The sequence below is a fragment of the Pelomonas parva genome (genome assembly GCF_043555835.1).
GTDB lineage: Bacteria > Pseudomonadota > Gammaproteobacteria > Burkholderiales > Burkholderiaceae_C > Pelomonas > Pelomonas parva.
Map to the genome: position 1 here is coordinate 88,460 of NZ_JBIGHV010000009.1, position 20,626 is coordinate 109,085.

A 20,626-nucleotide genomic window follows, 5' to 3' on the forward strand; every position below is an offset into this window, starting at 1 on the left:
GAACCCACGATGAGCAACGTCCCCGCAGGGCTCGAAACCCTCAACTTCTCCTTCTCCGGCGGCCAGCCGGCCGGGGCCTTTGCGACCGTGCTGGTTGGCGTGGTCGGCTCGGGCAATCTGGAGGTCATGCTGGAGCCCGCTGCCGGCGCCGACTGCACCGTCCGCGTCGAGACCTCCGCACGCGGCTTCGGCCCCATCTGGCAGGCGGTGATGGACGACTTCCACGCCCGCCACCCGCTGGCCGGCGTGCGCATCTCCATCAACGACATGGGCGCCACGCCGGCGGTGGTCAGCCTGCGGCTGGACCAGGCCGTCGCCGAACTGCCGGGAGGCCAGCCATGAGCACCAGCTTTGCCGAATGCTCGGCCCGCGAGCGGCTGGCGCTGCTGCTGGACGCCGGCTCCTTCCACGAGTGGCTGCCGCCCAGCGAGCGGGTCACCAGCCCGCACCTGGCCCAGCTGGGGGTGCCCTCGGCCTTCGACGACGGTGTCGCCATCGGCCGCGCCACGCTGGCTGGCCGGCCGGTGTTCGTCGCCGCGCAGGAGGGCGAGTTCATGGGCGGCGGCGTCGGCGAGGTGCATGGCGCCAAGCTGGTGGGCCTGCTGCGGCGCGCGCCGCGCGACCGGCCCGATGCCGTGCTGCTGCTGGCCGAGTCTGGCGGCGTGCGGCTGCACGAGGCCAATGCCGGCCTCATCGCCGTGTCCGAGGTCATGCGCGCGCTGCTCGACGTGCGCGCGGCCGGCATCCCGGTCGTCGTGCTGATCGGCGGCGCCAACGGCTGCTTCGGCGGCATGGGCATCGTCGCGCGCTGCGCCGACCACATCGTCATGAGCGACCTGGGCCGGCTGGCCATGTCCGGCCCCGAGGTGATCGAGGCCTCGCATGGCGTCGAGGAGTTCGACTCGCGCGACCGCGCGCTGGTCTGGCGCACGACCGGCGGCAAGCACCGCTGGCTGAGCGGCGACTGCGACGCGCTGGTGGACGACGACGTGGCCGCCTTCCGCGCGGCGGCCATTGCGGCGCTGGACAAGGCCCGCCCCGTCACGCTGGCCGGCCTTGAGGAAGAGCACGCGCTGCTCGCGAGCCGGCTGCGCTTCGACGGCAACGAAGCCGTCGCGCTGTGGACGGCGTTGGGTATCGCCGAGGCGGCGCGTGTGCCCGACCTCGACGTGGCCGCCCTGCAATCACTGGGAGTGCATTGATGGCCTGGCAGACGCTTGCAAGCCAACTCTTTGGCACCGACCATGGCATCCAGCGCGACGGCGATGTGCTGCGCGGCGAGGTCGAGTTCGACGGCGAACCGCTCACCGTCATCGGCACCACCGACCACGCGCCCATCGGCGTGCAGCTTGCGCTGGCCCAGGCTCGCGCGGTGCTGGACACGATGACGCAACACCCCGGCCGCGCCATCCTGCTGCTGATAGACACGCAGGGCCAGCAGCTGCGCCGGCGCGACGAGCTGCTGGGCATCAACCGCGCGATGGCCCACCTCGGCATGACGCTGGACCTGGCCCGTCGGCGCGGCCACCGCGTCATCGGGCTGGTGTACGACCAGGCGCTGTCCGGCGGCTTCATCACCTCGGGGCTGATCGCCGACGCCTGCTACGCCCTGCCCGAGGCCGAGATCCGCGTCATGCGCATCCCGGCAATGGCGCGCGTGACCAAGCTGCCGGAGGCGCGGCTGGCCGAGCTGTCGCAGAGCAACCCCGTGTTCGCGCCGGGCGTGGGCAACTACGTGGCGATGGGCGGCGTGCGCGGGCTGTGGCAGGGCGACCTGCCCGCCGCCCTGCGCGATGCGCTGGCGAACGCGCCGGTGCAGGATGAGCGCGCCGCCGACGGCCAGCAGCGCGGCGGCCGGCGCATGGCCGCGCCGGTGGTGCAGCGCGTGCTCGATGCGCCATGACGCCGCTGCACCGACACCAGCTCGCCCGGCTCCGCGATGCCGGCTGGCGCACGCTGCTGGCAGGCGACTGGGACCCCGTCGCACGCGCCTGCCTCGCGCACTGGGCGGCCGCGCGGCTGCCGCTGGTCGTGACGCGGCAGGCGGACCCGAAGGATGAAGACCGCATCTCGCTCGGCCTGCCCGCACCCGGCCGCTGGGGCCGGCGCCGCCTGGCACTGAGCGTTGCCCGCAGCGAGGTCGCCTACTTCGACGAGTTCCCGCTGCTCCACCACGCGGGCCGCCGCCTGCCCGCGCCGGCCAGGCCCGCCTGGCGAACGCTGTGCCAGGGCCTGCAGGCCGTCGGCGCCAACGCGCGCGTCTACGGCAGCTATGGCTGGGAGCTGCTGAGCGGGCTGGACCATGTGCGCCCGGGGTCGGACATCGACCTCTGGCTGTCGGTCACCGACATGGAGCAGGCCGATGCGGCGGCCGCCTGCCTGCAGGGCTTTGCGTATCGCGGCCTGCGGCTGGACGGTGAGCTGATGTTCGTCGACGGCGGCGCGGTGGCCTGGCGCGAGTGGGTGAACTGGCGCAGCGGGCGGGTCAAGTCCCTGCTGGTGAAGGCCACCGACGGCAACAGCCTGCTGCAGTCACCGGCCCGGTGGAGCGCGACGACGTTCGCGCAGGCCGCATGACGCGCCGCGCCGCTGCCACGGCGGTCGCCGCGTACGGGCCGGCGCCTGTGGGCATTGGCCGTGCGGCCACGCTGGCGCTGTACGACGAGCTGGCGCTGTCGCCCAAACCGGGGCTGGTCACGCTGGTGGACCAGGGCAGCCACGACGACATGGATGCGCAGACCTTCATGCGCAGCCTGTTCGCGCTGCGCCGCTACTTCGGGCTGATCGCCGCCGCCGGTTTTGAGGGCGCAGAGTTCGGCGAGCTGGAACGCTTGGGTATCGAGGCCGAGGCCCGCATGCTGGCCGCGACCAGCGGTGTCAACACGCATCGCGGCGCGATCTTCATGCTGGGCCTGCTGTGCGCCTCGGCCGGCGCGGTGGCACGCGAACGCGACGGCATCGCGCGGCCGGCCGAGCTGCGCGACGCGCTGCAGCGGCACTGGGGCGAGGCGCTCGCCCTGCGCAGCCAGCGCGTGTCGACACTGCCGGGCGGCATCGCCGCGCAACGCCACGGCCTGCGCAGCGCGTCGCAGGAGGCCGCAGCGGCCTTTCCGGTCGTGTTCGAAACGGCAGTGCCCGCACTGAGTTCGGCCCTGGCGCGCGGACTGACCCCGCAGCAGGCGCGGCTCGACACCTTGTTCCACATCATGGCCGTGCTGGACGACAGCAACCTCGCCCATCGTGGCGGCATGGCCGGCCTGCGGCATGCGCAGCGCAGCGCACAACGTTATCTGGACGCCGGCGGCGCGGCGGCGCCCGGCGGGCTGCGGCGGGCCGAGTCGGTCGCGCGGGACTTCGTGGCGCGCCGGCTGTCGCCCGGTGGCGCGGCAGACACGCTGTCGGCGGCCTGCTGGGTCGTCCGCGTGTGCGCACTCGCATGAGCTTCGCGCTGCTCTTCTCCGGCCAGGGCACGCAGCACGCCGCCATGCTGCCGTGGCTGGCCGACGATGACCTGGTGCGCGCCACCTGCGCCCGGCTGGGCGTGACCGACTGGCGCGCCGCGCTGGCCGACCCGGCCTGGGCGCAGCGCAACGACGTGGCGCAGACGCTGCTGACGGGCCTGTCGCTGGCCGCCTGGCAACAACTGGCACCGCATGTCGGCGTGCCGGCTGCGGTGGCCGGCTACAGCGTCGGCGAGCTGCCGGCCTTCAGCGCGGCCGGCGTGTTCGAGGCGGAGACGGCTGCGGCGCTGGCGACGGCGCGGGCCGCCGCAATGGATCGCTGTGCCAAGCACGCGCCCGGCGGCCTGCTGGCCGTCAGCGGGCTGGGCGGGCAGCGCCTGGAGCGGCTGATGGCCGACACCGGCCTGGCCATCGCCATCCGCAGCGGCGTGGACAGCAGCATCCTCGGCGGCCCGCATGCGTCGCTGGACCAGGCAGAGCGCATCGCCACGCTGGCCGGCGCGCAATGCACCCGGCTGCGGGTCAACGTCGCGTCGCACACGCCGTGGATGCGCGAGGCGGCGCAGGACTTCTCGCACACGCTGGCGACGGTGCATTTCGACCCGCCGCGCGCGCTGCTGTTCGGCAGCGCCGGTGATCGCATCCGGGATGCGGCTTCAGCGCGCGTCGGGCTGTCGGCCCAGATCGACCACACGGTGCGCTGGGACGCGGTCATGGACCACGTGGCCGCAAGGCAGGTGGCCTGCGTGCTGGAGGTCGGCCCCGGCCAGGCGCTGGCGCACATGTGGAACCAGCGTTTCCAGGCCATTCCCGCCCGCGCCTGCGACGACTTCCGCAGCGCGGCGGCAGTTGCCACCTGGGTGAACGGGCTGGCGGATGGGTGATCAGCGCGTGCGGCGGGGCGCGCTCTTGCCTCGCAGCGTTGCACCGGCGCTGGCACTGCCGCGCGTCGCCGGCTTGTCGGCCGCCGGCTTGGCCGGCTTGACCAGGCCGGTGGCCTCGGACACGGCCACCGTCTGGAACTCGGCCGCGTAGTGCTTGCGCATGCGCACCAGCTCGCGCTTGTACTTGCCGGCGAGCAGTTGCTTCTTCGCGTCCGGCAGCAGGCGACCGGCCACCTGGAAGAACTTGGACTCTTCTTCCTTCAGGTGGTGGCGCACCTTGAAGCTGAGCGTCTTGGCCGTGGCGATCCAGCCGTCCTGCTGCTTGTTTCGCACCGACAGGTCCTCGAGTAGCTCGTCGACCTGGTGGTGCTCATGCAGCGCATGCCGCGACGCATCGAGGCCGCCGTCTTCCATCAGCAGCGGCACGTAGAGGTGGCGCTCCTCGGCAGCGGCGTGCGCCATCAGCTCGACCTTCAATTGCAGGAACAGCAGCTGGCGCGCGGCCATGTCGCCGCGTGACGCGGTGAGCTTGCGGCACAGGTCGCGCTGCAGGTCGTGGCTTTCGCGGATGGCGTCGAAGATCATGCGGTGCTCTCCAGGATCACAGGGTATGGCTGCCGCGATTGTTGGTAGACAGGGGGCCTCGCGTCTGTCGGACGAAGCCGCTTCGGCGCCGGGTTGAACCCGAACGGCGCGCCGTAACCGCGCCGTTTCCGCAGGTGCTCTGCTAGGCTCGCGTCCCGCTGAAAACACGGGCGGGAGACATCGCGGCCGCCGGTGGCACGCAGTTGCTGCCGCAGCTGCAGACGCTGAAGCTGCAGTTCACGAAGTGATACGAGCCCCACGCGCATGAAACCGACCCTGCTGAAGGCGCTGTGCGCACTGTCGACGCTGACGCCCCTGGCCAGCCCAGCGGATGTCCAGTGGCTGGCCGATGCACAGGGCTGCAAGCTGGAGAACCCACGCCCCTTGCCGCTGCAGTCGGTGACGTGGAGCGGCGCCTGCCGAGACGGCTTTGCCGAGGGCACGGGCCGCAAGCAGACCCGCGTCGACGGCGTCACGATCTCGACCTACGACGGCGAGATGAAAACCGGTCGCCTGGCCGGCCAGGGCGTGCTGACGATGCCCTATGGCCAGCGCTATGACGGCAGCTTCGTGGACGGCCGCTACGAGGGCGCAGGGCTGCTGACCTTCCCGCGCGGCACGGTCTACCGGGGCGAGTTCGTCGCCGGCCGCGCGGAGGGCGCCTGCTCCATCGCCTGGCCCGACGGTCATCACTATCAAGGGCAGTGCAAGGCGGCGCGGCCGCAGGGCCAGGGCGAGGTGCAGTTCGGCAACGGCGACCGCTACGTTGGCGCGTTCAACCTCGGCCAGCCATCCGGCCAGGGGCGCTACACCTGGGCCGTAGGCAACGTCTACGAAGGCAGCTTCGAGGACGGCGACCTGCACGGCCAGGGCGACTATCGGTTCGCGGACGGCAGCCGCTACACGGGCCAGCTCATGCACGGCCTCCCGTCCGGGCAAGGGCAGATCCAGCAGCCCGGCGGGCCAAGCTACGAGGGCCCGTTCGCCGTGGGGTCACCGACGATGTCGGGCAACTTCCTGAACGCCGATGGCTCGCCCGCCCCCGCCTCGATGGCACTGCGCGTGAAGCTGACGCCACGCTACGTGCTGCCTCAGAAGCTGGCCTCGGCGAACCGCTACACCGCGCCCGCCGACATCTGCCGCAAGAAGCTGCCTCCCGAGGTGCCCAAGGCCGCATGGGCGGGCCGGCTGCACTACCGCGCCTTCGTCATCGTCCGCGACGGCGCGGTGACGCGCGTCGACGTGGCCGCGACGGGACCGGTCAACGAGGCACTGCATCCGCAGTTCATCGCCAACATCGAGCGCGCCATCCGCGCCTACGACTGCCCGGGCGACCATGTGATCGAGCAGCCGTTCGCGTTCGAGTACTCGTACGACTGAACGCGCCAGTCCTCACCCCGTCGTTGCGTAGCGCGCCTTGACGCGTGCCAGTGCGCGGCGGTAGGCCGGGTCCACATCCTCCGACTTGCCCGCCGTCAGTTGAAGGTCCTCCAGCAAGCCGTTGTGCAGGCCGTAGACCCAGCCGTGCACGACGACCTCCTGGCCACGATGCCAAGCGTCCTGCACCACCGTCGTGTGGCAGGCGTTGCGTGCCTGCTCCAGCACGTTCAGCTCGCACAGCGCATCGACACGCCGAGGCTCGGGCACGCCGTTCAGCCACTCGCTGTGCATGTGCCGCACGTCCTGCACATGGCGGATCCAGTTCTCCACCAGCCCCACGCGCAGGTCGTACAGCGCCGCCTTCACGCCGCCGCAGTTGCTGTGGCCCACGACGATGATGTGCCGCACCTTCAAATGGTCCACGGCGAACTGCATGACGGACAGGCAGTTCAGGTCCGAGTGCACGACGACGTTGGCGACGTTGCGGTGCACGAACAGCTCGCCCGGCAGCAGGTCCACCAGCTCATTGGCCGGCACGCGGCTGTCGGCGCAGCCTATCCACAGGTATTGCGGCGTCTGCTGCTTGAGCAGCCGGGAGAAGAAGCCCGGCTCGCCGGCTTCGGTCTCGGCCGCCCAGCGCTTGTTGTTGTCGAGGAGGTCCTGGAGTTCGTGGTTGGGCGTTGTCATGCCGGCATTTTCTCAGCCAGGAGTTACATCGTCTCCGCAAAGAGCTCGCGGCCGATCAGCATGCGGCGGATCTCCGATGTGCCCGCGCCGATCTCGTACAGCTTGGCATCGCGCCACAGCCGGCCCAGCGGGTACTCGTTGATGTAGCCGTTGCCGCCGAAGATCTGCACGCCCTCGCCGGCCATCCAGGTCGCCTTCTCAGCGGTCCACAGGATGACGCTCGCGCAGTCCTTGCGCACCTGGCGCACATGCTCGGCGCCCAGCAGGTCGAGGTTCTTGGCCACCGTGTAGGCGAAGCTGCGCGCGGCCTGCAGCACGGTGTACATGTCGGCCACCTTGCCCTGGATGAGCTGGAACTCGCCGATGCTCTGGCCGAACTGCTTGCGGTCGTGGATGTAGGGCACGACGTTGTCCATGACGCTCTGCATGATGCCCAGCGGCCCGCCGGTCAGCACGGCGCGCTCGTAGTCCAGCCCCGACATCAGCACCTTGGCGCCGCCGTTCACCGCGCCCAGCACGTTCTCGGCCGGCACCTCGACGTTGTTGAACACCAGCTCACCGGTGTGCGAGCCGCGCATGCCGAGCTTGTCGAGCTTCTGCGCGATGCTGAAGCCGGGCATGCCCTTCTCGATCAGGAAAGCCGTCACGCCGCGCGCGCCCAGCTCGGGCTCGCTCTTGGCGTAGACCACCAACGTGTCCGCATCGGGGCCGTTGGTGATCCACATCTTGGTGCCGTTGAGCAGGTAGTAGCCGCCCTTGTCTTCAGCCTTGAGCTTCATCGACAGCACGTCCGACCCCGCACCGGGCTCGCTCATCGCCAGCGCGCCGACATGCTCGCCGCTGATCAGCTTGGGCAGGTACTTGGCGCGCTGCGCGTCGTTGCCGTTGCGCTTGATCTGGTTCACGCACAGGTTGCTGTGCGCGCCGTAGCTGAGGCCCACCGATGCGCTGGCGCGGCTGATCTCCTCCATCGCGATCATGTGGGCGAGGTAGCCCATGTCCGCTCCGCCGTACTGCTCCGGCACCGTGATGCCCAGCACGCCCAGTTCACCCATCTTGCGCCACAGGTCCATGGGGAACTGGTCGCTGCGGTCGATCTCCGCCGCACGGGGAGCGATCTCCTCGTCGGCGAACGCGCGCACCGCGTCGCGCAGTGCATCGATGTCTTCGCCGAGCTGGAAGTTGAGGCCGGGCAGATGCATGGTGAGTCTCCTGTGCGGCCCGGTAGGGCACTTGATTGACGTTTACGTCAACTGTAGCAACTAGCCTCGTTCGGGCAGCAGCCGGCTCACCAGCGGATGGACGATCTTCTTGTCCGTGCCCACGGCAAAGAAGGCCTCCTCGACGCCCTCGCAGTCGCCCACGCGCACGACGCCATCACGCTGCACCAGCCGGTCGGTCATCAGTGCCGCCGCCGGGAACACGCCCATGCCGGCCGCGCCGAAGGTGGCCAGCAGCGCGCTGTCCTCGAACTCACCGGCCACGCGGGCGCGCACGCCATGCCGCTCCAGCCACTGGTTCAGCCGCGGGCGCACGGCGGCATGGTCGGTGGGCAGCAGCATCGGCACGTCGGCCAGCGACGCCGGGAAGTCGCGCATGGCGGTCGCCGCCCAGCGCGGCGCGGCGAACCAGGCCATGGGCGAGCTGCCCAGCGCATGGCTGTAGACGCGCAGGTTGGGGTTGGGCGGCGCGGGTCGGTCGGCCAGCACGACGTCCAGCCGGTGCAGGGCCAGGTCGCCCAGCAGGCGGTCGAACTCGTCCTCGTGGCACAGCAGGCGCAGGTGGGGCGTGTCGATGATGGGCTCCAGCAGCCGCTGCACGACCAGCTTGGGCAGGCCGTCGGAGATGCCCACGGCCAGCCGCACGGCCGGCGCCGTGGCGGCGTCGCGCACGCGCTCGGGCAGCACCTCGCCGAGCGCAAAAATCTGCTCGGCCATCTGCAGCGCCGCCTGGCCGGCCTCGGTCAAGGCGAGCCCGCGGCCGGCCGGCTTCAGCAGCGACGCGCCGAGCGACTGCTCCAGCTCGCGCACCTGCGTCGACACCGTCTGCACGGACAGGCCCAGCCGCTCGGCCGCGCGCGTCAGCCCGCCCTCCTTGGCGACGGCCCAGAAGTAGTAGAGGTGTCGGTAGCTGAAGCTCAGGCTCATGGTGCTGACTCAGGGCAACGCTGAACAAGTCCCTCGCGCGCAACGCATCCCTGCTTTGGGCGGCCTGCGGCGTTGCAAATCCTCGCCATAGCCCGCTATGGCTCCGGTTTGCGCCTTGCAGCCCATCCCAAACCAGGGTGCACTGCATCGCGGGGACTTATTCAGCGTCGCCACAGCAAGAAATTACGAAGAAACGGTTCGCGATTGTCTGCTTTTATTTGCTGTTCACGGCGCCTACTCTCGCGTTGTTTTTCCAACCTGGAGGTCTGCCATGCAAACCCGCCCCACCGCCATCGCCGTGCCCGTGACGACATACGGCACGACGCTCGATCGCGGCACCACGCACCGTGTGCTGCGCAACACCTACGCGCTGCTGTCGATGACGCTGCTGTTCAGCGCCGCCGTCGCCTGGGCAGCGGTCGCCTTCAGCCTGCCCGCGCCCGGCATCATCCTGACGCTGATCGCCTACTTCGGCCTGCTGTTCGGCATCCACAAGCTGAAGAACAGCGGCGCCGCCGTGGGCCTCGTGTTCGTGCTGACCGGCTTCATGGGCTGGACGCTCGGCCCCTTGCTGACGCGCACGCTGGCCATGCCGTCCGGCGGCGAAGCCGTGATGCTGGCCCTGGGCGCCACCGGCGCCGTGTTCCTGGCGCTGTCGGCCTATGCGACGACCACCAAGCGTGACCTGTCCTGGATGGGCGGCTTCCTGTTCGCCGGCATGATCGTCGCGCTGCTGGCCGGCCTGGCTGCGATCTTCTTCCAGATCCCGGCGCTGGCGCTGACGGTCTCCGCCGTCGTCGCGCTGCTGTCTGCCGGCCTGATCCTGTACGAGACGCAGCAGATCGTGAACGGCGGCGAGACGAACTACGTGCTGGCCACGGTCAGCCTGTTCGTGTCCATCTTCAACCTGTTCACGAGCCTGCTGCAGCTGTTCGGATTCATGGGTTCGGACGACTGACGTTCGACGCTCCCGCAAAAGGGCGCGCCCTGCTTCGGCAGGCGCGCCCTTTTAGTTGACGTTAACGTCAATCGACAGACCTAGAATCTGTCTCCGATCAAGGAGACAAGCCATGACCGATCTCGCCGCCGACCACAAGGCGCTGGCCGAGTACCGCCCGACCCACAAGGTCCGTTTCGTCACCGCCGCCAGCCTGTTCGACGGGCATGACGCCGCCATCAACATCATGCGGCGCATCCTGCAGGGCATGGGCGCGGAGGTCATCCACCTCGGGCACAACCGCTCGGTGGACGAGGTCGTCACGGCGGCGCTGCAGGAAGACGCGCAAGGCATCGCGATCAGCTCCTACCAGGGCGGGCACGTCGAATACTTCAAGTACATGGTGCAGTTGCTGAAGGAACGCGGCGGCGCACACATCCAGGTGTTCGGCGGCGGCGGCGGCGTCATCGTGCCGGCCGAGATCCGCGAACTGGCCGAGCATGGCGTGCGCATCTTCAGCCCCGAAGACGGCCAGCGCATGGGGCTGCAGGGGATGATCGGCGAGATGGTCATGAAGGCGGATCAGGACTTCAGCGTGCATGCGCCGAAGGATCTGGCGGCCATCACGGGGCATTCCGAGTCGGCCTGGCGTGCGCTTGCCCAGTTGCTGACGGCGCTGGAGAACGGCAAGGCCGACGCGGCCATCGTGGATGCGCTGCGTTCGCAAGCGAAAGACATCAAGACGCCCGTCCTCGGCATCACCGGCACCGGCGGCGCCGGCAAGTCCAGCCTGACGGACGAGCTGATCCGCCGGCTGCGCCTCGATCAAGGCGACGCGCTGCGCGTGGCGCTGATCTCCATCGATCCGTCACGCCGCAAGAGCGGGGGCGCGCTGCTGGGCGACCGCATCCGCATGAACGCCATCGGCCCGTGGTCGCAAGGCCAGCGAGTGTTTATGCGCTCGCTCGCCACGCGTGACTTCGGCTCCGAGATCTCCCCCGCCCTGCCAGACGTCATCGCCGCCGCCAAGGTCGCCGGCTTCGACCTCGTCATCGTCGAGACCTCCGGCATCGGCCAAGGCGACGCGGCCATCGTGCCGCTGGTGGACGTGCCGATGTACGTGATGACGCCCGAGTTCGGCGCCGCCAGCCAGCTCGAGAAGATCGACATGCTGGACTTCGCCGAGTTCGTCGCCATCAACAAGTTCGACCGCAAGGGCTCGCTGGACGCGCTGCGGGATGTGAGCAAGCAGGTGCAGCGCAACCGCGAGGCGTTCAATGTGATGCCGGACACGATGCCCGTGTTCGGCACCATGGCCAGCCGCTTCAACGACGACGGCGTGACGGCGCTGTACCAGGCGCTGAAGGCGCGCCTCGGTCTCGGCGCGGGGCGACTGCCAGCGGTGAGAACCCGCCACAGCACCCACCAGACACCCATCGTCCCCGCCTCCCGCGTGCGCTACCTCGCAGACATCAGCGACGCCGTGCGCAGCTACAAGGCCCGTGCGCGCAGGCAGGCCGCACTGGCCCGCGAGGTGCAGCAGCTGGACGCCAGCCGCGCCATGCTGGAGGCCGCCAACCCCGACAAGCACCGCGCCCGCGACGCGCTCGCCGAGCTGGCCGAGCAGCGGGCAGCCAAGCTCGATGGCGACGCGCGCCAGTTGCTGGCGCAATGGCCCGACATGGTCAAGGCCTATGCGGGCGACGAGTACGTCGTGAAGATCCGCGACAAGGAAATCCGCACCGCGCTGGTCACGCAAAGCCTGTCGGGCACCAAGATCCGCAAGGTCGTGCTGCCCGGCTACGAGTGCCATGGCGAGCTGCTGAAGTGGCTGATGCTGGAGAACGTGCCCGGCAGCTTCCCGTACGCAGCCGGCGTGTTCGCGTTCAAGCGCGAGGGCGAAGACCCGACGCGCATGTTCGCCGGCGAAGGCGATGCCTTCCGCACCAACCGCCGTTTCAAGCTGGTCAGCGAAGGCATGCCCGCCAAGCGCCTGTCCACCGCCTTCGACTCGGTGACGCTCTACGGCGCCGACCCCGCACCCCGGCCCGACATCTACGGCAAGGTCGGCAACAGCGGCGTGAGTATCGCGACGCTGGACGACATGAAGGTGTTGTACGACGGCTTCGACCTGTGCAACCCGACCACCAGCGTGTCGATGACCATCAACGGCCCGGCGCCGTCCATCCTGGCCATGTTTATGAACACGGCCATCGACCAGAATCTGGCCAAGTTCAAGGCTGACAACGGCCGCGAACCGACCGCCGACGAGGCTGCCAAGATCAAGGACTGGGTGCTGGCCAATGTGCGCGGCACCGTGCAGGCCGACATCCTGAAGGAAGACCAGGGCCAGAACACCTGCATCTTCTCGACCGAGTTCTCGCTGAAGGTGATGGGCGACATCGCCGAGTTCTTCGTGCACCACAACGTGCGCAACTTCTACTCGGTGAGCATCTCGGGTTATCACATCGCCGAGGCCGGCGCGAACCCGATCAGCCAGCTCGCGCTGACGCTGTCCAACGGCTTCACCTTCGTGGAGGCCTATCTCGCGCGCGGCATGCACATCGACGACTTCGCGCCCAACCTGTCGTTCTTCTTCTCGAACGGCATGGACCCGGAGTACACGGTGCTCGGCCGCGTGGCACGCCGCATCTGGGCTGTCGCGATGCGCGACCGTTACGGCGCGAATGAGCGGAGTCAAAAGCTGAAGTACCACGTGCAGACCTCGGGCCGCAGCCTGCACGCGCAGGAGATCGCCTTCAACGACATCCGCACCACGCTGCAGGCGCTGATCGCCGTCTACGACAACTGCAACTCGTTGCATACCAACGCCTATGACGAGGCCATTACGACGCCCACCGACGAGAGCGTGCGCCGCGCGATGGCCATCCAGCTCGTCATCAACCGCGAGTGGGGCCTGGCCAAAAACGAGAACCCGAGCCAGGGCGCCTTCATCATCGACGAGCTGACCGAACTGGTCGAAGAGGCGGTGCTGACCGAGTTCGAGCGCATCAGCGAACGCGGCGGCGTGCTGGGCGCCATGGAGACCGGCTACCAGCGTGGCCGCATCCAGGAAGAGTCCATGCACTACGAGATGCTCAAGCACACCGGCGAGTACCCCATCATCGGCGTCAACACCTTCCGCAACCCGAAGGGCGAGACGGTGCCAGAGCACATCGAGCTGGCCCGCTCGACGGATGAAGAGAAGCAGTCGCAGCTGACGCGGCTGGCCGAGTTCCAGGGCCGGCATGCGACCGAGGCACCGGCGATGCTCGCCCGACTTCAACAGGCCGTCATCGAGAACAAGAACGTGTTCGACGTGCTGATGGACGCCGTGCGTGTCTGCTCGCTGGGCCAGATCACCGGCGCGCTGTTCGAAGTCGGTGGGCAGTACCGGCGCAGCATGTGAACAAGATATCTTCCTTGCTAATTGAGCGGTCGCCGCTCAAAATGCAAGGATGATTGATCGCCGTACCCAGGCACGTCTGGCTGAGCGCATGGCACGCGCGCCGGCCGTGCTGCTGCTCGGGCCGCGCCAGGTGGGCAAGAGCACGCTGGCGCACGCCATGGCGGCCAGCCGGCCCGGCGCCGTGATGCTGGATCTGGAGCGCGCGTCGGACCGCGCCCAGCTGGCCGAGCCCGAGCTGTTCTTCGCGCGGCACCGCGAGCAACTCGTCGTGCTGGATGAGGTGCAGCTGATGCCCGAGCTGTTCAGCGTGCTGCGGCCGGAGATCGACGCGCAACGCCGCCCCGGGCGCTTCCTGATGCTGGGCTCGGCCTCCGGCGAGTTGCTGCGCCAGAAGAGCGAGAGCCTGGCCGGGCGCATCAGCTACCTGGAGCTACCGCCGGTGCTGGCGCTGGAGCAGCCCGACAACTTGAGCGCGCTGCAGCAACTGTGGTTGCGCGGCGGCTTTCCGCTCAGCCTGTTGGCGGCCGACGAAGCGGCGTCGTTCGGCTGGCGGCAGGACTTCATCGAGAGCTTCCTGCTGCGCGACCTGGCGCAAATGGGCGTCAAGGTGGCAGCCGAGAGCCTGCACCGCTTCTGGCGCATGCAGGCCCATCTGCAGGGCCAGCAGTTCAACGCGTCGGCACTGGGCGCGTCGCTCGGCGGGCTGGCGCACACGACGGTGGCGCGCTACCTGGACACGCTGGTGGACGCGCTGATGCTGCGCCGCCTGGAGCCCGTGCTGCCCAACCTGGGCAAGCGGCTCATCAAGTCGCCCAAGGTCTATGTGCGCGACAGCGGCCTGGTGCATGCGCTGCTGGGCCTGCAGGACCTGGACGCGCTGCAGGGCCACCCCATCGTTGGCATGTCGTGGGAAGGCTTCGTCATCGAGCAGGTGGCCGCTGCGGTAGCCGAGGTGATGCCGGATGCGCAACTGGGCTACTACCGCACGGCCGCCGGCACGGAGCTGGACGTCGTCATCGAGCAAGGCAGCCGGCGGCTGGGGCTGGAGATCAAGTTCTCGGCCGCACCCACCGTGGGCAAGGGCTTCTGGCAGGCGTTGGCCGACCTGCAGCCCGAACGCGCGGCGGTCGTCGCGCCGGTGGCGCGGCGCTATCCGCTGAAGGCCGCGGTTGACGTGCTGCCGGTGCGCGAGATCATGGACTGGCTCGCTGAAACCTAACTATTCCGCCAGCCGCAGCATCAAGCGCCGCCCCGCAACGCCCTCCACCCGCACGCTGCCATCCGCCTGCGCCCGCCAATCCGCCAGCCCGATGGGCGTCACCAGCGCCGCTCGCGCCAGGTCGCCCTGCAGGCCGATGACGACCAGCTTGTCTGCGGCCGGCTGCGGGCCCGGGTTGACGACCTTGGCCAGCGCATCGGGCAGGCTCAGCTCGCCCCGGCACAGACCGTCGGCGTCGCGGCGGAAGCTGGCACTGCCCTGCACGGCGGCGCCGTCCAGCTCACCGTCGAAGCGGCTGGCCTTGAGCGGGCAGGCCTGTGCGGCAAGACCTGGCACCGGCGGGCGCAGCGGCGCGCTCAGCAGCTCGGCGCTGCGCTCGATGGACGAGGTCCACATCGCGTTGGACAGCAGGCTGACGCTGGTGCCACCGGCCGCGCCTTCCTGCGGCCACAGCAACAGCACGCTGCGCGCGCCCAGCGTCGAGCCGGCGTGGTGGACGGTCCGGCGGCCCTCGGCGTCGCTGTCCAGCCGCCAGCCAAAGCCCATCTTGAAGCTGCGCTCGCCGACCGGCTGGCCGGCGTTGTCCAGCACCGGCCGCCACATCCAGTCGCGCGTGGCGGCGTCGACGACGCGGCCCTGCAGCATGCGCCCACCCCATTCCGCCAACGCCGGTGCCGTGGCGGCCAGGCCGGCGCCGCCCCAGCTGTAGCTGAAGTCGGCGGCGGGTGCCGGCTGCGGGCGCTGCCCGACAAAGTGATAGGCCTGCGACATGGCCGGCGACTGGCCCGTCTGGTCGGGGCCGATGGCCAGGCCCGGCGCAACCTTGCTGGACAGCAGGTCCAGGTAGGGCTGGCTGGCCGCGGCCTCGGCGGCGGCGGCCAGCAAGGTGTAGCCCCAGGTCGAGTAGAGATAGCGGCTGCCCGGCGCCGATCGCAGCTCACGGCCCTTCAGATAGACCAGCGATTCGCGGGCCGCCACGTGGCGGGCGCCGCCGACGCTGGCGTCACGCGCTTCGTAGTGCGGCATGCCGCTCAGATGGGCGGCCAGCAGGCGCGGCGTCAGGGCCGCCATCGCAGGCTCCAGTTCGGGCAGCAGCGCGCCCACGGGCTTGTCGACATCCAGCTTGCCCTGGGCCTTGAGCTGGGCCACGGCCGCCGCCGCAAACGGCTTGGATGCGCTGGCCAGCCGAAAGCGCGTGTCGGCCTGCACCGGCAGCTTCTGCGCCACGTCGCGCAGGCCGCTGAAGCCCTGCCAGCGCAGCTTGCCGTCCTGCCACACGGCGGCCGACATGCCCGGCACACCGCCGGCCTCGCGCATCGCATCGAGCAGCGCTTGCGCCCGGCTCTCAGGGCTGGCCTGGGCCTGGGCTGTGAGTGCCAGGAGCGAGAGGGCGATGGCGAGGGGCTGGGTCATGGCGCCGCATTCTGGTGGGCTGCCATGAGCCTGCCGAAAGTCAACGCGACTGGATGACCTTCATCGCCGCCTTCACCCGCTGCAGCATGGGCGATGTCGCTGCCACGCTGGCATCGAACGGGTGCAGGCGCTGGCCGCCGACGGCCGCCATGATCTTGCGCACATACATGCGCGTCTCGGCATAGGGCGGCACGCCCAGGTAGCGGTCCACCGCGCCCTCGCCAGCGTTGTAGGCGGCCAGCGTCAGCATCACGTCGCCCTCGAAATAGGCCAGCAGCCAGCGCAGGTAGGCCATGCCGCCGCGGATGTTCTGCGACGGGTCGGTGATGCGCGTGACGCGAAAGCGCGCGGCGGTGCCGGGCATCAACTGCATCAGGCCTTGCGCCTTCTTGGGCGACTCGGCCAGCGGGTCGAAGTTGGACTCCTGCGCGATCACCGCCAGCACCAGCGCTGGGGCGAGCTGGTACTCGGGCGCCAGCAGCTTCACGTAGTTGACGATGGCCGGCGGCGCGCGCTCGGGCAGCGGCAGCGTGGCCCACAGCGACGCAGGCTTGGCACCGCGCACGGGCGGCGGTGCCACGGCCACCGGCGGGTCAGTCTCGGGCGGGCGCAGGCAGGGCGGCGGGTCGCCCAGCGGCGTGCCGCCCATGCGGGCGAGCATGTTCTGCGCCTGGTCCATGCCCTGCTCGGCGGCAGCCGCGAACATGTGGGCGGCCTCGGCGTCGTTGCGCTGGATGCCGCGCGCATTGGTCAGCATCCAGCCCAGGCTGTACTGGGCCTCGGCGTCGCCATAGCGCGCGGCGCGGCAGTACAGCTTGGCGGCCGCCACCTCGTTGCGCGGCATACCGTCGCCGTACTCCAGCGCCTTGGCCTCCTGGCGCCAACGCTCCACCTGAGCGGGCACCACGGGGCCGCGCTCGCCCGGGGGCATCGTCGGGCGGGGCAGTTGCTCCAGCGTCAGCGTGGGCAACTGGGCCAGCGCGGTCAGCGGCGCGAACAGCAGGGGCAGCAGGGTTCTCACGGAGGTCGACGGCGATCAGCCAAAACGGGCGGCAGTCTAGGGCCTGTTGACAAGACAGTGTCATGCAGCATACTGTGTACAACATAGTATCTTGCGGAGCATGGGATGGACGGAGACCAGGGACCAACGGACCGTTGGCAGGTTCAACTACGAAAGGGGACCTTGGAACTGGTGGTGCTGGCGGCGCTGAAAGGTGATTGCGTCTATGGGCTGGACCTGTTGCGCCGCTTGCAGGAATTCCCGACCACGGCGATCACCGAAGGGACGCTGTACCCGCTGCTGGACCGGCTCAAACGAGAGGGACTGCTGCAGGCCGATTGGGTGCAGGAGGGTGAATCCCGCCCCCGAAAGTACTACCGGCTGACGGAGCAGGGCTTGCTGCAGCTGACGACGCTGACCGCCTATTGGCTGCAGTCGGCGGAGGACATCGGCCAATTGCTCAGCCGCGCTGCGGCACGGGGAAATCAAACGCAAGGAGGAGCTTGAGATGAATCACCAAGAAGCGGTACGGCAATACACCCAGGCACTGGCCAGATTCCTTGCGCCGCTGCGCGCCGCCGACGCGGACGAGGTGATCCGCGAGATCGAAGGCCATGTGCTGGACGTGATCGAGCAGCAGCAGCGAAGCGGGCTGCCCGTCGATGTGGAGGCTTTGCTGGCCGGGTTTGGCGATCCGCGTGAACTGGCCGCCAGCTACGTGGTCCATGTGCTGGCCGGCACGCCACCGCCACGCGGCTTTCGGGCGCTGCAGTCGGTCAAGCGCGGTGTGACGCGCGGCCTGTACTGGACGATGGCGGCCTTCGGCTACTCCGTCGCGGCGCTCTGCGCGCTGCTGGCCTTGGTCAAGCTGTGGGCTCCCGACACGGTCGGTGTCTGGACGAGCGCTCATGGCAACAGCGTTGTCGTGGATATCGTGTCGCGCTCACGGCCCGGCGAACACGAACTGCTGGGCGCGCTGCTGATTCCCATGGCCTTGCTGCTGGCCCTGGCCGTTGCGGAGTTGACACGGCGTGTGCTGCAGGCCCTGGGCCGTGGCATGACGGCGGGAGCGGGACGATGAAGCGCATGGGGCGCAGAGGCTTTCTGACAGCCACCGCACCGGGTGTCGGGCTCTCACTGGCTGGCCTGTTGCACGGTCTGGCCGGCTGCTCGCGAGGGCCACGTCGCGTGATTCCCGAGCTGGTGAGCGATCCCCGAGGCATCTGCGATCTGCCGAAGGGCTTCACCTACCTGGTGATCTCGCAACACGGGGAAACCATGTCCGATGGCCACACCGTGCCCGACTATCACGACGGCATGGGTTGCTTCCCTGGCCCGGCAGGGCGAACGATCCTGGTCCGGAATCACGAGGTATCGACCTACTTCCCATCTGATCCGCCTTCTCCGGCACCCGCTCATGCCTACGATCCCGCGTCGAGCGGCGGTACGACCACCGTCTGGCTGAATGAGCGGCTGGAGGTCGAGCGGCACTACTTGAGCCTGACCGGCACGATCCGCAACTGCAGCGGCGGCAAGACCCCTTGGGGGACGTGGATCAGCTGTGAGGAAGCGGCTCACGAGGGGTGGTTGATGGGGAAACGCCATGGCTACAACTTCGAGGTGGACCCGCGACAACCGCTTCGCCCGGCTGTCCCCTTGCTGGCCATGGGGCGCTTCAACCATGAAGCCGTCGCGATTGATCAGCAAAGCGGTGTGGCCTACCAGACCGAAGATGCCGCCGACGGCTGCTTCTACCGGTTCGTGCCGAAGGAGCGTGGGCGGCTGGACCGAGGCGGCGCACTGCAGGCTTTGAAGTTCGTCGATTCAGCGCTTCGACACACCACCCTCGACCGACTCGAAACGGGCCGCGCCTATGCCTGCGAATGGGTGACCATTGACGAGCCCGATCCCGAGGAAGACACGGTTCGCCTGCAGGCCAAGGCAAAAGGTGCGGCGGTCTTTGTTCGCGGCGAAGGCATGGCGGCCCACGTGGACGGCATCTACTTCGTGTGCAGCACCGGCGGCATCGCGGGCATGGGGCAGATCTTCAGATACCGGCCGGATGCCCGCAACGGCGGTGGTCATATCGAGCTGGTCTTCACCGCCGGCGCGGACACCTTCCTGTCGAGACCGGACAACCTCACGATCGCGCCGTGGGGGGACTTGGTGCTCTGCGAAGACAGCGGGCACGACGAGAACTGTCTTGCAGGTCTGACCCCTGAAGGCAAGGTCTACTTGATTGCCGCCAACTCACGAGCGGAATGGTGCGGTGCCTGCTTTTCTCCTGACGGGCACACCCTGTTCGCCAATATCCACAAGAAACCCGGCATGACCATCGCCATCCGAGGGCCCTGGGAGGCATTGCGAAAGGCCGCTGCAGGCTAGCCCGGCGTCGCTCGCGGCAACGAGCCGCTCGCCGGTCTCGGCGTCAAAGATCAGCAGGTCCGCCAGCGGCAGCTTCAAGTCCACCGCCTCGCCCGGCCGCAGCGTGGGCCAGCCCGCGCAGCGCCAGTGCAGGCGGTGCTCGCCGAGCTGCAACTGCACCAGGCTGTCCACCCCCGTGGGTTCGACCAGCAGCACCGGCGCGCGCAGCGACAGCGCCGGCCCGCCAGCAGCCTCGGTGCGAACGGACTCCGCCCGCCAGCCCAGCAGCAGTGGCCGGCCGAGCAGACGATCACGATTCGACAGCGCCTCGGGGCGCCAGCTCAGCGCCCCGGCGCCGCGCAGCATCAGCGTGAACTCGCCTTCCGGCTCAAGCCGCGCAGGCAGCAGGTTCATCGCCGGGCTGGAGAGGAACTGCGCGACGAACAGGTTGGCCGGCCGCTGGTAGACGTCCTGCGGTGTGCCCAGCTGCTGCACGCGGCCGTCCTTCATCACCGCGATGCGCTGGCCCAGCGTCATGGCCTCGGTCTGGTCGTGCGTCACGTAGATGGCGCTGCGGCCCAGGCGCTGGTGCAGCAGCTTGATCTCGCTGCGCATCTCCGCGCGCAGCTGCGCGTCGAGGTTGGACAGCGGCTCGTCGAACAGGAAGAGCCGCGGCTGGCGTGCCAGCGCCCGGCCCATGGCCACGCGCTGGCGCTGGCCGCCCGAGAGCTGTGCGGGCTTGCGCGCCAGCAGCGTCTGCAGCTGCAGCAGCTTGGCCACCTCCAGCACGCGCGCCTCGCGCCTGGCACGCGGCCAGCCCTGCATCTCCAGGCCGAAGCCGATGTTCTCGGCCACGCTCATGTGCGGGTAGAGGGCGTAGTTCTGAAACACCATCGCGATGTCGCGCTCGCGCGGGCTCAAGGCCTCGATGCGCCGGCCGTCAAGCTGGATCTCGCCGCTGCAGTGCGGCTGCAGGCCGGCCACGACGCCCAGCAGCGACGACTTGCCGCAGCCGGAGGGGCCGACCAGGATGAGCATCTCGCCGGCATCGAGGTTCAGCGTGATGTCGTCCAGGATGGTGTTTGCGCCAACACGCCGCGTGAGGCCGCTGATGCGCAGGCCGGTTTCTTCTTCTGTCAT

The 20,626-nt window shown here is 69.3% G+C and carries 19 protein-coding genes and 1 pseudogene; 13 read left to right on the forward strand and 7 right to left on the reverse strand.

Features of this window, described 5'->3' with window-relative positions:
• Window positions 1–9 precede the first annotated feature (9 nt).
• From mdcC to ACG00Y_RS22295, 6 genes are read left to right on the forward strand one after another with little or no spacing between them, the layout of a single operon-like run.
• The gene (gene mdcC / locus ACG00Y_RS22270) at window positions 10–342 is read left to right on the forward strand and encodes a malonate decarboxylase acyl carrier protein (RefSeq protein WP_394482706.1); all 333 of its coding nucleotides are present in this window, start codon (window positions 10–12) and stop codon (window positions 340–342) included.
• Complete coding sequence (locus ACG00Y_RS22275) at window positions 339–1,202, forward strand: biotin-independent malonate decarboxylase subunit beta (protein WP_394482708.1); 864 nt, start codon at window positions 339–341, stop codon at window positions 1,200–1,202. Before mdcC ends, ACG00Y_RS22275 begins: the two co-directional genes overlap by 4 nt.
• A complete protein-coding gene (gene mdcE, locus ACG00Y_RS22280; protein ID WP_394482710.1) occupies window positions 1,202–1,903 on the forward strand; it encodes a biotin-independent malonate decarboxylase subunit gamma in 702 nt (233 codons plus the stop codon). Before ACG00Y_RS22275 ends, mdcE begins: the two co-directional genes overlap by 1 nt.
• Window positions 1,900–2,577, forward strand: a complete 678-nt coding sequence (gene mdcG, locus ACG00Y_RS22285; protein WP_394482712.1) for a malonate decarboxylase holo-[acyl-carrier-protein] synthase — start codon at window positions 1,900–1,902, stop codon at window positions 2,575–2,577. The genes mdcE and mdcG overlap by 4 nt, the downstream gene beginning before the upstream one ends.
• Window positions 2,574–3,440, forward strand: coding sequence for a triphosphoribosyl-dephospho-CoA synthase MdcB (gene mdcB / locus ACG00Y_RS22290; RefSeq protein ID WP_394482714.1), 867 nt, complete (start codon window positions 2,574–2,576; stop codon window positions 3,438–3,440). Before mdcG ends, mdcB begins: the two co-directional genes overlap by 4 nt.
• Complete coding sequence (locus tag ACG00Y_RS22295; RefSeq protein WP_394482716.1) at window positions 3,437–4,345, forward strand: acyltransferase domain-containing protein; 909 nt, start codon at window positions 3,437–3,439, stop codon at window positions 4,343–4,345. Before mdcB ends, ACG00Y_RS22295 begins: the two co-directional genes overlap by 4 nt.
• Here ACG00Y_RS22295 and ACG00Y_RS22300 read toward each other — a convergent pair whose 3' ends face one another.
• Window positions 4,346–4,930 carry a hemerythrin domain-containing protein gene (locus ACG00Y_RS22300; RefSeq protein WP_394482718.1) on the reverse strand — a complete coding sequence of 195 codons (585 nt, stop codon included), beginning with the start codon at window positions 4,928–4,930 and terminating at the stop codon, window positions 4,346–4,348. It lies immediately after the preceding gene.
• A 264-nt stretch (window positions 4,931–5,194) separates the two neighbouring features.
• On the opposite strand from ACG00Y_RS22300, the gene ACG00Y_RS22305 reads away from it, so the two are divergent.
• Window positions 5,195–6,310, forward strand: a complete 1,116-nt coding sequence (locus tag ACG00Y_RS22305) for an MORN repeat-containing protein (protein ID WP_394482719.1) — start codon at window positions 5,195–5,197, stop codon at window positions 6,308–6,310.
• A gap of 12 nt (window positions 6,311–6,322) precedes the next feature.
• On the opposite strand, the gene can is transcribed toward ACG00Y_RS22305, so the two are convergent.
• The 3 genes from can to ACG00Y_RS22320 are packed head-to-tail and all read right to left on the reverse strand — an operon-like array spanning window position 6,323 to window position 9,144.
• On the reverse strand, window positions 6,323–6,997 hold the full coding sequence (gene can, locus ACG00Y_RS22310) for a carbonate dehydratase (protein ID WP_394482721.1): 675 nt from the start codon (window positions 6,995–6,997) through the stop codon (window positions 6,323–6,325).
• Between the two features lie 23 nt (window positions 6,998–7,020).
• Window positions 7,021–8,199 carry an isovaleryl-CoA dehydrogenase gene (locus ACG00Y_RS22315; RefSeq protein ID WP_394482723.1) on the reverse strand — a complete coding sequence of 393 codons (1,179 nt, stop codon included), beginning with the start codon at window positions 8,197–8,199 and terminating at the stop codon, window positions 7,021–7,023.
• A 60-nt stretch (window positions 8,200–8,259) separates the two neighbouring features.
• Complete coding sequence (locus tag ACG00Y_RS22320; protein WP_394482725.1) at window positions 8,260–9,144, reverse strand: LysR family transcriptional regulator; 885 nt, start codon at window positions 9,142–9,144, stop codon at window positions 8,260–8,262.
• Window positions 9,145–9,415: 271 nt separating this feature from the next.
• Here ACG00Y_RS22320 and ACG00Y_RS22325 point away from each other — a divergent pair, with 271 nt between their 5' ends.
• From ACG00Y_RS22325 to ACG00Y_RS22335, 3 genes are all read left to right on the forward strand, one after another.
• Window positions 9,416–10,102: a Bax inhibitor-1/YccA family protein gene (locus ACG00Y_RS22325; protein WP_394482727.1), complete on the forward strand. Its 687-nt coding sequence runs from the start codon at window positions 9,416–9,418 to the stop codon at window positions 10,100–10,102.
• Between the two features lie 112 nt (window positions 10,103–10,214).
• Window positions 10,215–13,490 (forward strand): fused isobutyryl-CoA mutase/GTPase IcmF, encoded by a 3,276-nt coding sequence (gene icmF / locus ACG00Y_RS22330; protein WP_394482728.1) that lies wholly within the window; start codon window positions 10,215–10,217, stop codon window positions 13,488–13,490.
• A gap of 49 nt (window positions 13,491–13,539) precedes the next feature.
• Window positions 13,540–14,709 carry an ATP-binding protein gene (locus ACG00Y_RS22335; RefSeq protein WP_394482730.1) on the forward strand — a complete coding sequence of 390 codons (1,170 nt, stop codon included), beginning with the start codon at window positions 13,540–13,542 and terminating at the stop codon, window positions 14,707–14,709.
• On the opposite strand, the gene ACG00Y_RS22340 is transcribed toward ACG00Y_RS22335, so the two are convergent.
• The gene (locus ACG00Y_RS22340; RefSeq protein ID WP_394482732.1) at window positions 14,710–16,122 is read right to left on the reverse strand and encodes a serine hydrolase domain-containing protein; all 1,413 of its coding nucleotides are present in this window, start codon (window positions 16,120–16,122) and stop codon (window positions 14,710–14,712) included.
• A gap of 40 nt (window positions 16,123–16,162) precedes the next feature.
• Window positions 16,163–17,143 (reverse strand): lytic transglycosylase domain-containing protein, encoded by a 981-nt coding sequence (locus tag ACG00Y_RS22345; RefSeq protein ID WP_394482734.1) that lies wholly within the window; start codon window positions 17,141–17,143, stop codon window positions 16,163–16,165.
• A 171-nt stretch (window positions 17,144–17,314) separates the two neighbouring features.
• On the opposite strand from ACG00Y_RS22345, the gene ACG00Y_RS22350 reads away from it, so the two are divergent.
• The 3 genes and pseudogenes from ACG00Y_RS22350 to ACG00Y_RS22360 all read left to right on the forward strand — a co-directional run.
• Window positions 17,315–17,629: a PadR family transcriptional regulator gene (locus ACG00Y_RS22350; protein WP_394483036.1), complete on the forward strand. Its 315-nt coding sequence runs from the start codon at window positions 17,315–17,317 to the stop codon at window positions 17,627–17,629.
• 1 nt (window position 17,630) lies between these two features.
• Complete coding sequence (locus ACG00Y_RS22355) at window positions 17,631–18,203, forward strand: HAAS signaling domain-containing protein (RefSeq protein ID WP_394482736.1); 573 nt, start codon at window positions 17,631–17,633, stop codon at window positions 18,201–18,203.
• 5 nt (window positions 18,204–18,208) lie between these two features.
• Window positions 18,209–19,378, forward strand: a pseudogene (locus ACG00Y_RS22360) (alkaline phosphatase PhoX); the annotation flags it as partial.
• Here ACG00Y_RS22360 and ACG00Y_RS22365 read toward each other — a convergent pair.
• Complete coding sequence (locus ACG00Y_RS22365; protein WP_394482738.1) at window positions 19,373–20,626, reverse strand: ABC transporter ATP-binding protein; 1,254 nt, start codon at window positions 20,624–20,626, stop codon at window positions 19,373–19,375. The pseudogene ACG00Y_RS22360 and the gene ACG00Y_RS22365 sit on opposite strands and share 6 nt — an antisense overlap.